Origin of the sequence: Erythrobacter sp. NAP1, from assembly GCF_000152865.1 — a bacterium.
In the GTDB taxonomy this organism is placed as follows: Bacteria; Pseudomonadota; Alphaproteobacteria; order Sphingomonadales; family Sphingomonadaceae; genus Erythrobacter.
This window is the reverse complement of record NZ_CH672390.1, coordinates 3217468-3230923: the sequence shown is the minus strand read 5'-3', so window position 1 is coordinate 3230923 and position 13456 is coordinate 3217468. Positions and strand designations below refer to the sequence as shown.

The 13456-nt window shown below is 59.7% G+C and carries 7 protein-coding genes, 1 tRNA gene and 2 rRNA genes (1 of these 10 cut by a window edge); 2 read left to right on the top strand and 8 right to left on the bottom strand.

The window, feature by feature from the left end:
* Positions 1–79: 79 nt before the first annotated feature.
* Positions 80–2005: an acetate--CoA ligase gene (gene acs, locus NAP1_RS15545; RefSeq protein ID WP_007166279.1), complete on the top strand. Its 1926-nt coding sequence runs from the start codon at positions 80–82 to the stop codon at positions 2003–2005.
* A gap of 4 nt (positions 2006–2009) precedes the next feature.
* Positions 2010–2645 carry a response regulator transcription factor gene (locus tag NAP1_RS15540; RefSeq protein WP_007166278.1) on the top strand — a complete coding sequence of 212 codons (636 nt, stop codon included), beginning with the start codon at positions 2010–2012 and terminating at the stop codon, positions 2643–2645.
* Here NAP1_RS15540 and NAP1_RS15535 read toward each other — a convergent pair.
* The 8 genes from NAP1_RS15535 to NAP1_RS15500 form a co-directional block, all read right to left on the bottom strand.
* Complete coding sequence (locus tag NAP1_RS15535; RefSeq protein WP_007166277.1) at positions 2615–5998, bottom strand: PAS domain-containing hybrid sensor histidine kinase/response regulator; 3384 nt, start codon at positions 5996–5998, stop codon at positions 2615–2617. The two genes, NAP1_RS15540 and NAP1_RS15535, sit on opposite strands and share 31 nt — an antisense overlap.
* 111 nt (positions 5999–6109) lie before the next feature.
* A complete protein-coding gene (locus tag NAP1_RS15530; protein WP_007166276.1) occupies positions 6110–7885 on the bottom strand; it encodes a sodium:solute symporter family protein in 1776 nt (591 codons plus the stop codon).
* Between the two features lie 13 nt (positions 7886–7898).
* Positions 7899–8258: a DUF4212 domain-containing protein gene (locus NAP1_RS15525; RefSeq protein WP_007166275.1), complete on the bottom strand. Its 360-nt coding sequence runs from the start codon at positions 8256–8258 to the stop codon at positions 7899–7901.
* 123 nt (positions 8259–8381) lie between these two features.
* Positions 8382–9053 (bottom strand): exonuclease domain-containing protein, encoded by a 672-nt coding sequence (locus NAP1_RS16150; RefSeq protein WP_007166274.1) that lies wholly within the window; start codon positions 9051–9053, stop codon positions 8382–8384.
* On the bottom strand, positions 9050–10912 hold the full coding sequence (locus tag NAP1_RS15515; protein ID WP_007166273.1) for a putative nucleotidyltransferase substrate binding domain-containing protein: 1863 nt from the start codon (positions 10910–10912) through the stop codon (positions 9050–9052). The genes NAP1_RS16150 and NAP1_RS15515 overlap by 4 nt, the downstream gene beginning before the upstream one ends.
* 134 nt (positions 10913–11046) lie before the next feature.
* Positions 11047–11123, bottom strand: a tRNA-Met gene (locus NAP1_RS15510).
* A 113-nt stretch (positions 11124–11236) separates the two neighbouring features.
* Positions 11237–11351 (bottom strand): 5S ribosomal RNA (gene rrf / locus NAP1_RS15505).
* Positions 11352–11490: 139 nt separating this feature from the next.
* Positions 11491–13456: ribosomal RNA gene (locus NAP1_RS15500) — 23S ribosomal RNA — on the bottom strand; it runs 824 nt beyond the window's last position.

Here is a 13456-nt window from a genome sequence, read left to right as displayed (position 1 = left end):
GGATAGTCGTACGACCTTTGTCGCACAGCGCTGTGCCCTCGCCTTGCGGTAAAAGCGCCGGCGTGAAGGGAGAATCGACATGATCCACGCCGTCCAACGCCCGCTATCGAGCAACGCCACGCATTGTGTGACCGAGCAATATGGCGAGCTCTACCGCCGTTCGGTGGAAACGCCCGATGCGTTCTGGCTCGAACAGGCAGAGCGGCTCGACTGGTTCACCAAGCCAGCCAAGGGCGGCGAGTGGTCGTATGATCCGGTCGACATTCAGTGGTTTGCCGATGGAACTCTCAACCTTTGCTACAATGCAGTGGACCGTCATCTGGAGACGCGCGGGGACGACACCGCGATCATCTTCGAGCCAGACGATCCCGCATCCCCCTCGCGCACGCTGACCTATCGCGATTTGCACGGCGAGGTCGTGCGGATGGCGAATGCGCTGATGGCGATGGGCGTCAAGAAAGGCGACCGCGTTACGCTCTACATGCCGATGGTAGTCGAAGGCGTGACGGCAATGCTCGCCTGCGCCCGGATCGGCGCGATCCACTCGGTGGTGTTTGGCGGCTTCTCGCCCGAAGCGCTCGCAGGCAGGATCGAGGATTGCGGCAGCCGCTTCGTCGTTACCGCCGACCAGGGGCTGCGCGGCTCGAAGCGCGTCCCGCTCAAAGCCAACGTCGATGCCGCGCTCCAGATCGAAGGCGCAGAGGTCGACGGCGTTCTGGTCGTCGCGCATACCGGTGCCGACGTCGCTATGACTGAAGGCCGCGATCACTGGTTTAGCGATCTAGCCTCCGATACGGACGTGCCATGCGAGGTGATGCAGGCCGAAGACCCGCTCTTCATCCTTTACACCTCAGGATCCACCGGAAAGCCCAAGGGCGTGCTTCATACGACCGGCGGATATGGCGTGTGGACTGCGACGACGTTCAACTACGTCTTCGATTACCAGCCGGGCGAGGTTTACTGGTGCACTGCCGATATCGGCTGGGTCACGGGGCACAGTTATATCGTCTACGGCCCCCTGATGAACGGCGCGACGAGCGTCGTTTTCGAAGGCGTGCCCAACTATCCCGATCATGGGCGCTTCTGGGACGTGGTGGACAAGCACCAGGTCAATATCCTCTACACTGCCCCCACCGCAATCCGCGCCCTCATGCGCGAGGGTGATGAGTTCGTGACGAGCCGGGATCGCTCGTCACTGCGCCTGCTCGGGTCGGTCGGCGAACCGATCAATCCGGAGGCATGGCGCTGGTATTTCGACGTTGTCGGCGAAGGGCGCTGCCCGATTGTCGACACATGGTGGCAGACCGAAACGGGCGGCGTGATGATCACTACGCTTCCTGCCGCACACGACATGAAGCCGGGCAGCGCAGGCCTCCCCTTCTTCGGCATTCAGCCGCAGTTGGTCGATAATGATGGCGGCGTTCTCGACGGAGCGGTCGAAGGCAATCTCTGCATCACCGCCAGCTGGCCCGGCCAGGCGCGCAGCGTCTATGGCGATCACGAACGCTTCGAGCAGACGTATTTCTCGACCTATCGTGGCAAGTATTTCACCGGCGACGGCTGCCGGCGCGACGAGGACGGGTACTACTGGATCACCGGCCGCGTTGACGACGTCATCAACGTCTCGGGCCACCGCATGGGCACTGCCGAGGTCGAAAGCGCCTTGGTATTGCACGACAAGGTCGCCGAGGCCGCTGTTGTCGGATACCCGCACGACATCAAGGGCCAGGGCATCTATTGCTACGTCACCCTGAATGCAGGCGAGGAAGGCTCCGAGGAACTGTTCAGGGACCTGCGCATGCATGTCCGCAAAGAGATCGGTCCGATCGCAACGCCCGATCATATCCAGTTCACAGATGGACTGCCCAAGACACGCTCGGGCAAGATTATGCGACGCATCCTGCGGAAGGTCGCGGAGAACGACTATGGATCGCTTGGCGATACATCCACACTGGCAGATCCATCTCTGGTTGATCGTTTGATCGAAGGTCGGCAGAATCGCTGAGACCATGGCCCAGCGGATCATCATCGCCGACGATCACCCCCTCTTTCGCACCGCGCTTAGCCACGCGGTCGCGAAAGTGTGGCCCGAAGCCGAGGTGGTCGAGGCAAACACGGCTGGTGCTGCGAAGACCGAGCTTGAGGGCGGTGCTGAGGCGCTGTTGCTCGATCTGCACATGGAAGATTCCAACGGATTGTCGGTGCTGATGGACCTTCGCCAAGAGTTTCCGGCCCTGCCCATCGCCATCGTCTCAGCGAGCGAGGAGCCGCGTGTTTATGCCGCGGCTCAGCAGCTGGGGGCCGCGGCTTTCATTCCGAAATCCTCCGGTCTCGACGAGATGCGCGATGCCTTGAGCGCAGTGCGCGAAGGGGACGCATGGTTCCCCGAAAACAGCGTGGAAGAGGACGACGATCTTGCGCGCATGGCAAGCCTAACGCCTGCACAGCGCCGCATCCTCGAAGCGATGCGCAAGGGCCTGCTCAACAAGCAGATCGCCTACGAACTTGACGTGAGCGAGGCGACCGTGAAAGCGCATATCACTGCGATCTTCCGTAAGCTGGGTGTCAACAACCGCACGCAGGCCGTGCTGGTCGCAGGCAAGCTCGACGTCGATCAGCCGGTCGCGGACTCCGTCCCCGACTGATCGGCTTCACTCGCTTTGGCCCGGGCCAGGCAATCCGAAATCAGCGCCCTGAGCGCTCCGGGCGAAGACGGTTTGAGAAGGCGATTCGCCCCGATTGAACGCGCAGCCTGCGAGGTCTCTTCGCTTCCTTCTGCGGTCAGCAGGATGACCGGCGGCTCGGCCTTCCATTGCGCGCAAAGCGCCCGGTAAACGCCGTCGCCACGCTCGTCGCCATCGAGCCGGTAATCCATGATCACAAGCTCGGGACAAGCGGGCATGCGCGAAGCGGCTTGTGCGAGCGAGCCAGCGCATGTCGTACGCAACCCCCACTTCTCAAGTAGCGCTGAAGTTGCATTGAGAGCAGCCTCATCATTATCGACGACAAGGACCGCAGCCTGATCCATTTGCCGCGCGTTACGCTGAGGCTTTGCGCGCTGCGGCACCACGCTCCAACGCATCAGGGGCATGTGGAGCGCAAAGCAGCTGCCCCTGCCCGGCTCGCTCGAGGTCTCGACATGCACGTCGAGCAGATGCGTGATCCGGCGCACGATAGCGAGACCCAGTCCGAGCCCTTCGCGATCCTTGGAAGACGCACGCTGAAACTCATCGAAAATGCGCTCGACGTCCGCTGCTGCGATACCGCGCCCAGTGTCATGAACCTTGATGCGAATATCATCGCCGGCGCGCCGCACACCCAGCAGCACCCCACCTTTCTCGGTGTAACGGATCGCATTGCTGACAAGATTGCGCAGCACGCTGGCCAGCAGGGCGCGGTCGGTTTCGACCCAGGCGCTGGTATGGACACGGCGAAGCGACAGACCCTTGGCTTCGGCCTGAACGCTGAATTCGCGCACGATCTCGTCGAAAACGCGGTCGATGGCGACCAATTCGGGCTTTGGCTCGATACCGCCGCCGTCGAGCTTCGAGATGTCGAGGAGCGCGCGGATCAATCGGTCGGCAGAAGCAATCGACCCATCGAGATCCTTGACCAATTGCTCAAGCTGAGGCGTGCCGCTCACTTCTTCGTCGAGGGCAGATGCGAACAGTCGAGCCGCGTTCAGGGGCTGGATCAGATCGTGGCTGGCCGCAGCAAGAAAGCGTGTCTTGGAACGGGTCGCAGCCTCCAGCGCGGTGTTCGCCTCGCTGAGCTGGACGGTGCGCTCGGCCACCTTTTCTTCCAGCGCCTGTTCAGCGCGGCGGTCGGCGGTGATGTCGGTGTAGGAGGTGACATAGCCGCCCTGAGGCGCGGGCGACCCCACGATCCTCATGATCCGCCCATCATGCTGCTCACGCTCGATCCGGTGTTCGGCACCTGACCGCATATACTCAAGGCGGCGTTCGACCTGCTCCTCGATATTGTAATCATCGAGCCCGATACGCACCAGATTGAACCGGATGAGCTTGGCAATTGGCGTGCCCACGGTGACGAGATGATCCGGCAGCGCGAACATTTCCTGATAGCGCGTATTCCAGGCGACGAGGTTCATCTCGGCATCGACCACGGCAATCCCTTGGTCGATATTCTCAATCGCGATCTGGAGGAGTTCGCCGCTGAACGACAGGCGCCGGTTGGTCTCGTCGAACATGGCGACGATGTCGGGAAGGGGAACCGGATCGCCGCCAGCCCAGGAATTGACCAGCATCCGCGCAGAAGAACTTCCCACCACGCCCGAGATCGTTCGCTCAGCCATCGATATGACTTGGGCATCGGCCGGGTCGCGGTCGCGATAGGCAAGTGGCATGGCGGCAATGGCTTCGTCTGCACGGCTGCTTCCGACAAACTGGCCGAGCAGCAGGCGAATGTCGGCGACACGCTTGTTGGTCACGCGCGGCTGCGTGCCTCCTGCCGCTCCGCTTCCTGCAAAGGCGGCGGCCTGTGCTGCATCGATGAGCGAGGGATATGCGAGCGTGGAGCCGAGCCAATATGCCGCACAATTCGCGCCGAGACTTATCAGAACGCCGGAGACCAGCGGGTCGGAATGGATCGCGAAAATGGGAGCAGCGCCCGTCGCTGCGGGCAGGACAAGCAATGCGAACCAGGTCACGAAGCCGGTCACCAGACCCGCAATCATGCCGCCGCGATTTCCCGCACGCGTCAGCATTCCAAGCACGAGGCCGGGCGCGAATTGCGCCACAGCGGCGAAGGCCAGGGTGCCGAGCCCTGCAAGCGCAGTCAGGCCTGAAAAGCTCTGATTGACCACGAATGCGAGCGCCAGGACCGCAGCGATAACGAAGCGCCGCACTCTCAGAAGCTTGCGGGCGATTTCGCTCCGGTCGCCCTTTCCGCTCAGTTCTCGCCTGAAAGCGACCGGCGCGATAAGATCGTTGGTGATCATCATCGACAAGGCCACACTGGCGACCACGATCATGCCAGCCGATGCAGCAAAACCGCCGATGAACACCAGCAGCGCGAGCGCTTCGTTGCCGGTGGAAAGCGGGAGAGCCATCACAATTGTGTCAGGGTCAGTTCCGGCTGGTAAAGCGCTCAAACCGGCGAGCACGATGGGGACGATCACCGCTGAGGTGATGGCGAGGTAAATCGGGAACACCCAGCGCATCGCGCGGCTTGCTTTATCGCTCTCGGCTTCCACGAACGTCATGTGAAACTGGCGGGGCAGGCACAGGGCCGCGCAGGCCGCAATCAAGGTTAGGACTGCAAAACGCGCATCGATCTGGCCGAGATTGAAGACCTCGCTGACCGAAGCGGCTGCTGCGGCATCGGAAGAAGGCTGCCCCAGCAAGATTGCGATCGCGAGCGCCGCCAGAGCGAGCAGCGCGACCAGTTTGACCACCGATTCAAACGCGATGGTCAGCACCAGGCCCGCATTGTCGCCCGGATGGTCGGCGCGGCGCGATCCGAACAGGATTGCGAACAGCGCCATCAGCGCGGCCACCATCAACACGATCTCGTCAAGCGCGACGCTCGTTTCGAGCTCGGGATCGAGCACAAGCAACGAGTTGCCGACCGAGCGCAATTGCAGCGCCATATACGGGAGCGAACCGAGCGTCGCTATGATCGTCACCAGGGCGGCAACGGCCGCGCTCTTGCCATATCGTGCAGAGAGAAAGTCGGCGATTGAGGTTGAATGCTGCGCCTTGGCCTGAGCGAGAACACGGCGCACGAATGTGAAGCCCAGCGTGAACACAAGGATCGGGCCAAGGTAGATCGGCAGGAAATCAAGCCCTGCGCTAGCTGCTGTCCCAACCCCTCCGAAGAACGTCCAGCTGGTGCAGTAAACCGCGAGGCTGAGGCCATAGACAACGCCCGACTGGCGTGTGAGCCAAACAGGTGCGCTCCGGTCGCGTTTCGCCGCAAGCCAGAACAGAAAAACCACATAGGTGGCAGCAGCAGCAATGGCCGCACCTAGAAGCATGATCCCAATCCTCTCCCGAAAGAAAGGCTAGACCAAAGCACCGATAAGGCAAGAAAAAGGGGCGGCGCCGCTACGGCACCGCCCCTCTTGTGCGACCCTTTGCAGGGCCGATTAGTGTGCGTGGGCTTCTCCGGCTCCGCGCGGGACGCGGATCGAGTCCACCAGCTTGCGAATCTCGACCGGTGTGCCCTTGGTCACGCTGGCTACCGCGATCGCCACGCCGAAGTTGATCAGCATGCCGATCACTCCGATGCCTTCAGGCGAAATCCCAAACAGCCAGTTCTCCGCGACGTTTGCCGCCGGGTTCATCAGCTTGAAGTACAGGATGTAGCTGAAGGTGAAGACCAGGCCCGAGACCATTCCTGCAATCGCGCCTTCTTTGTTCATCGCCTTGAAGAAGATGCCCATGAAGATCGCCGGGAACAGGCTCGATGCCGCGAGCCCGAAGGCAAACGCCACCACCTGCGCCACCCATCCCGGAGGATAGATGCCGAGATAGCCCGCCACCATGATCGCAGCGGTCGCCGCAGCGCGCGCTGCGAACAGCTCTCCCTTGGCCGAAATGTTCGGCGCAAAGGTGCTCTTGAGCAGATCGTGGCTGATCGAGCTCGAGATGACGAGCAACAGACCCGCTGCCGTCGACAAAGCTGCCGCAAGGCCACCCGCCGCCATCAACGCCACCACCCAGCCGGGCAGATTGGCAATCTCAGGATTGGCCAGGACCAACGTGTCGCGATCGACATAGACCTCGTTCTCGCTGTCCATGTTCGGAGCATTCGCCACCAGACGCTCACCCGAAGGACCGGTTTCGCCGGTGAATTCAGGCTTGCCCTCGAACGCGGTTCCGGGGCGATATTGCATCACACCGTCGCCGTTCTTGTCCTGCCAGGCGTAGAGGTCCGCATCTTCCCAGTTGGTGAAGAACGGCTCGACTTCGGTGTATGCGACATCGTCAACCTTGTTGATGAGGTTGTACATGCCGAATGCGCCGATGGCAGGAGCGGTGGTGTAAAGCAGAGCGATGAAGACCAGCGCCCAGCCTGCCGATTTGCGCGCATCCGATGCCTTGGGCACCGTAAAGAAGCGCACGATCACGTGAGGCAGACCGGCGGTGCCGACCATCAAAGCCATGGTGATGCAGAACATGTCGATCGTCGACTTGCTGCCCGCCGTATACTGGTTGAAGCCCAGATCGACGAGCACGTTATCGAGCCGCTCGAGCATGTACATGCCGGACCCGTCCTGCACTTCCGAACCCAGTCCGATCTGGGGGATCGGATTGCCTGTCAGCATGAAACTGATGAAGAAGGCAGGGACCATGTAAGCGAAGATCAGCACGCAATATTGCGCAACCTGAGTGTAAGTGATCCCCTTCATTCCGCCCAGAACAGCGTAGATGAAGACGATGCCCATCCCGATGATAACGCCCGCGGTGATGCCAACGTCGAGGAACTGCGAGAACACGATTCCCACGCCGCGCATCTGACCTGCGATATATGTGAAGCTGATGAAGATCAGGCAGATGACCGCCACGACGCGCGCCGCTTTCGAATAGTACCGCGTTCCGATGAAATCGGGCACGGTGAACTGTCCGAACTTGCGCAGATAAGGCGCAAGCAACAGCGCGAGCATGACGTATCCGCCCGTCCACCCCATCAGGTAAACAGACGCGTCATAGCCCATGAAGGCAATGAGCCCGGCCATGGAAAGAAAGCTTGCCGCGCTCATCCAGTCGGCAGCCGTGGCCATTCCATTGACGACCGGGTTGACCCCGCCGCCGGCGACATAGAACTCTTTCGTCGAACCCGCGCGGCTCCAGATGGCGATGCCGATATAGAGCGCGAAGCTGGCTCCGACGAAGAGATAGATCAGGGTTTGCGTTTCCATTTTTTCAGCCCCCTCAATCGTCGAGATCGTACTTGCGCTCGATCTGCTTCATACGAACGACGTAGAAGAAGATGAGTGCGATGAAGACGTAGATGGAGCCCTGCTGCGCGAACCAGAAGCCGAGCGGATAACCGCCGAGCATGAACTGGTCGAGGAAGTCACGGAACAGGATCCCGGCGCCGTAGGATACGGCAAACCAGATCACCATCAGCGACACGAGCAGGCGGATATTCTCCCGCCAATAAGCCCCTTCGGCTGCGCTTGTTTCTGCGGCAGGCTTATCGACGGATGCTTCACTTGCGGGCGCATTGTAGCCAGCATCGTGAGTGTCGTCGAAATCACCGGAGTCCGCTGTAGACGCTGTGTCGTCCATAACTCTCCCCTCCTTCTCTTCCCATGGGTTCGACAGACTCTTCCTCGAACCTTCCCGAGCAGGCTATGGGCTTGGGAGCGGGTTAGGGAGATGGACTTTAGTCTTACACCCGGATTGTCGGGGCTAGATCGCCTCCAGCCATCCCAACGTCACGTCGGGGGAAAGCCGGGTCAGCTGTGCCTGGAACAATTCCGCAGCAGCGATTGCATCAGTAAGCGCGTCGTGCGCGCGGTATTCAGGCAGACCATAGCGTTCCCGCGTGGGCCCGAGCCGATATGCGTCAGCTCCAAAGTTTCCGGGATGGATATGCTTCTCCAGCCTCAGCGTGCAGATCGAACGTACCGGCAGGTTCACATTGTAGAGCGATTTCGCGGCCTCTTTTATCGCGGTGACCTCGATCGCTGCGGCGTGTGCGACGATCACACGACCAGCGAGGGCCGTGAGCAATTCCTCGGCAACTTTCCCTATCGGCAATCCGGCACTCGCTCGGTCTTCACCGATCCCGTGCACCGTCACCGCCTCGCGGTTGAGCGTCGCATCGCTGCGTATGTCGAGTGAACGCGCATTCTGGAAAGTGATCCCTCCTGCGGTGAACGGCGTCCACCCCGCCTGCAGGAGATGGGCTCCTTTGCGCAGCCCATCCAGCTCAAAGTCGAGCGCGAGGAAGTGAGCTTCGCTTGCGGGTGTGTTTGCTGAAGGCCAGGCAGCATTCGCATAGTCTTGAAGAAGAGAAAGGTCTGATTGGCGCAGCGCCGCGAGTGCTCGCTCAATTCGCCAGCGCGCGAGCATGTTCATGCAATGCCGCCAGCAAAATTGCGCCTGATCGCATCGAGCCCGTCGCGGATCACCTTGAGCGCATCTTTGAGATAATCCCTTTCCAGCGAAGAGAGGTCCGCTGGCGCAATGGCGTTGTCCGGGCTCTCACCGCGCTCAATCTGGCGCGCCTGATGCGCAACGCGCAGGGCGTTCACGAAAGCAAAGGCATCCTCAAGACTGTCGGCATCGTCCGGGTGCATTCGCCCTTCCTCAACCAGAGCGGCAAGGCGTTCAGACGTCCCTACCGCGCTGACCCCAGCGGACAGCGCGCGCGTTCGGGCGATGTCGATAATCGGGAGGATCGCCTGTGCCTTGGCGTTGAAGGTTTTTTGCCCGTCCTTGCCTTTGTCGAGGACAAGATTTCTGAAGACGCCGAGAGGCACCTTCGAACGCAGCGCATCGCGCGCAAGAAAGCTGATAAAGAGCGGATTGTCCTTGAACCGGGCAAGCACATCGCGCCGCAAATCAGCGACGAGAGACATCTCGCCATGTACGCTTCGCATGTCGAAAAAGATCGTTGCGCGCAGAACGCGGTCTTCACTCGGATTGGTGATCCAGCTGGTGTAACGGTCGCACCAGTCCTTGAAACGCAGGCGCTGCTGCGCGTTCTTGGCCATGATCCCGCCCTTGCAATAGACAAAGCCGCTTTCGTGCAGGAGATCGGAGATGCGCGTTCCGAGCTTTTCGAAATATTGCTCGTCTTCGGCTGTCGCCTCGTCAGCGATCACTAGTCCGTTATCTTGGTCCGACCCGACCAGTTGCTCCCCCCGCGCGAGCGAACCGAACACGACCAGCGCATAGGGGCACGGCGGCGGGCCGAGTTCCGTCTCGGCCAGTTCCGCAGCCCTTCGATGTGCCGCTTCGCCCAGCGCGGAGGTAAAGCGCATGACGTGGGCTGCATCGACCCCGCTAGTCACCATTGAGGAGAAGCTTTCAGGGATAAGTCTGCATGCCTCGATCAACTGACTGGCGGTCTTGGCCTTGGCGATCATCATGCCCGCGTCGATCGCGTTACTTCCGATGGCGGCGAGAATGTCGGTGGCCGACACGATCCCCATCAAGGCACCGCTGTCATCGAGGATCGGCAGATGCCGGAAACCGCCGCTCGCCATAAGCGCCATCGCCTCTGCTATCGGGCTATGCTGCGGCAAGGTCCGCGGATTTGCGGTCATCACGGCAGAGATCGGGTGGTCGAAGGGAACAGCGTCCGCGACCACTCGTTTGCGTATATCCTTGTCAGTGAAAATTCCTGCGAGTGCTCCATTGTCACAGATCGCAAGAGTCGAAACATCATGCTCGACCATGATTGCAACCGCGCTCGAAATGGGCGCATCCAGAGGACAGGTGACAGGCGCCGCGCGCGCTATGAGTTCACCGACTTGGCGGCTCTTGATCGAAAAGGCGCTGCCTTCGCGGCGTTGCTCAAGAGCGTGCTTGAGCCGAGCGGCCTGATCGTCATCGAAGAAACTGGCAAAGCCCGGCGAGCCTTCCCGAAGCGCGTGGAATTGCTGAGCCGGGAGGGCGTAGAGCAACGTATCCTCGATCGCGGTGGTCGTGTTGCGAACCTCACCTCCGCGAAGAAGCGAAGGGTAAGCAAAGCACGAGCCTGCCTCGAGGCGTGCGGTCAGTTCTTCGCCCGCAAGCATCAATTCCACAGCCCCTGATCGGACGATAAAGAGCCTGTTGTTATGCGCTCCTGCCTCGATCACGGTTTCGCCACGCTTGCGATAGCTGACTTCGATCGAACGGCTTAGCGAGCCGAGCGTCTCCTCCCCCAGCGCACCGAAAGGCGGTGTCGCTCGCAGGAACCGGGCAATCTCATTAATCTCGCTCGCCATATGTTGCGAGCATAACGCGCTAGCCCCATCGTGGCGATGCGACTTTCGGCTGAATTCGCCCGGCAACAGCGCGCACACACCATGAAGGCGATCAATACGCCCAACTGGTACTCGCAAGTTGTTGGAGAAAATGCTGGTTGCGGGAGTTGGATTTGAACCAACGACCTTCAGGTTATGAGCCTGACGAGCTACCGGACTGCTCCATCCCGCGCTACCTAGCTGGGCGCTCCGAGACGAGGTCCGCAGAGACGCCAAAAGGGCCAGCCCGGAGGCAAGCCCTTTGACAAGTGAATGGGTTTTTTCCGCGCTATCGCTGGCTGCAATGCCTGGCGGCGACCTACTCTTCCGTGCCTTAAGACACAGTACCATCGGCGCTATCTGGTTTCACGGCCGAGTTCGAGATGGGATCGGGTGGGTCACAGACGCTATGACCACCAAGCAATGGAGCCAGCGAAAGCGGGTTTAAATCGATGCACTCTACAAGAGAGTGGTTTTTCAAAGGGCGTTTATCTGGCTGGAGAACTCCTCCATCGCAGACGGACACTGCATAAGCAGGTTTGTCATTGACAGTGCAGACTCTCAAGCGCGATCAGAACTATTAGGACTGGTTAGCTTCACACATTACTGCGCTTCCACACCCAGCCTATCAACGTCATGGTCTATGACGGTTCGAAGATACCTTATCTTTAGGGAGGCTTCCCGCTTAGATGCTTTCAGCGGTTATCCCGTCCATGCATAGCTACCCAGCGGCACCCTTGGCAGGATGACTGGTACACCAGAGGCATGTTCACCCCGGTCCTCTCGTACTAGGGGCAACTCCTATCAAGTATCGACGCCCACGGCAGATAGGGACCAAACTGTCTCGCGACGTTCTGAACCCAGCTCACGTACCACTTTAATTGGCGAACAGCCAAACCCTTGGGACCTGCTCCAGCCCCAGGATGTGATGAGCCGACATCGAGGTGCCAAACGATTCCGTCGATATGAGCTCTTGGGAATCATCAGCCTGTTATCCCCGGCGTACCTTTTATCCGTTGAGCGATGGCCCTTCCACGAGGGACCACCGGATCACTATGACCGACTTTCGTCTCTGCTCGACTCGTCAGTCTCGCAGTCAGGCAGGCTTATGCCATTGCACTCTCGCAGCCGGTTTCCAACCGGCCTGAGCCTACCATCGCGCGCCTCCGTTACTCTTTAGGAGGCGACCGCCCCAGTCAAACTACCCGCCACAGAGGGTCCCACTACCGGATAACGGTAGTTGGTTAGACATCAGAAAACAGCAGGGTGGTATTTCACCTATGGCTCCACTTGGACTGGCGCCCAAGTTTCAAAGCCTCCCACCTATGCTACACAACTCTTTCCTAATGCCACTCTGAAGCTGCAGTAAAGGTGCACGGGGTCTTTCCGTCTAACCGCGGGTACTCCGCATCTTCACGGAGAATTCAATTTCGCTGAGCATATCCTGGAGACAGTGGGGAAGTCGTTACGCCATTCGTGCAGGTCGGAACTTACCCGACAAGGAATTTCGCTACCTTAGGACCGTTATAGTTACGGCCGCCGTTTACTGGGGCTTCAATTCGGAGCTTGCACTCCTCCTCTTAACCTTCCAGCACCGGGCAGGCGTCAGACCCTATACGTCGTCTTGAAGCCGACTTAGCAGAGTCCTGTGTTTTTGATAAACAGTCGCTACCCCCTGGCCTGTGCCCCCCGCTAAAAGTTGCCTTCTAACGGGGCCTCCTTCTTCCGAAGGTACGGAGGCAATTTGCCGAGTTCCTTCAGGATACTTCTCTCAAGCGCCTTGGTATACTCTACCTGACCACCTGTGTCGGTTTCGGGTACGGTCTATATGAAGAGGCTATTTCCTGGAACGACTTGGCAGCCCGACCAATCCAATAAGGTCGAACTACTTCCGCCATCCGTCACACATCTTCAGGCCCACGAATATTAACGTGGTTCCCATCGACTACCCCCTTCGGGCTCGTCTTAGGGGCCGGCTTACCCTGCGCCGATTAGCGTTGCGCAGGAACCCTTGGTCTTTCGGCGAAAGGGCATCTCACCCTTTTTATCGCTACTCATGTCAGCATTCGCACTTCCGATATGTCCACCGTCGGTTACCCTTCGGCTTCAACCACTTACGGAACGCTCCGCTACCGCTCATAGTAAACTATGAACCCTAAGCTTCGGTGCATATCTTTAGCCCCGTTACATCTTCGCCGCAGGAACCCTTATTTAGACCAGTGAGCTGTTACGCTTTCTTTAAAGGATGGCTGCTTCTAAGCCAACCTCCTGGTTGTTTTGGGATTCCCACATGCTTTCCCACTTAGATATGACTTGGGGACCTTAGCTGTAGGTTAGGGCTGTTTCCCTTTTGACGACGGACCTTAGCACCCGCCGTCTGTCTGCCAGACAAGACTCGATGGTATTCGGAGTTTGGTTAGGTTTGGTACCGCTCGCGCAGCCCTAGCCCATCCAGTGCTCTACCCCCATCGGCATACATCTGACGCTCTACCTCAATAGATTTCGCGGAGAACCAGCTATTTCCCG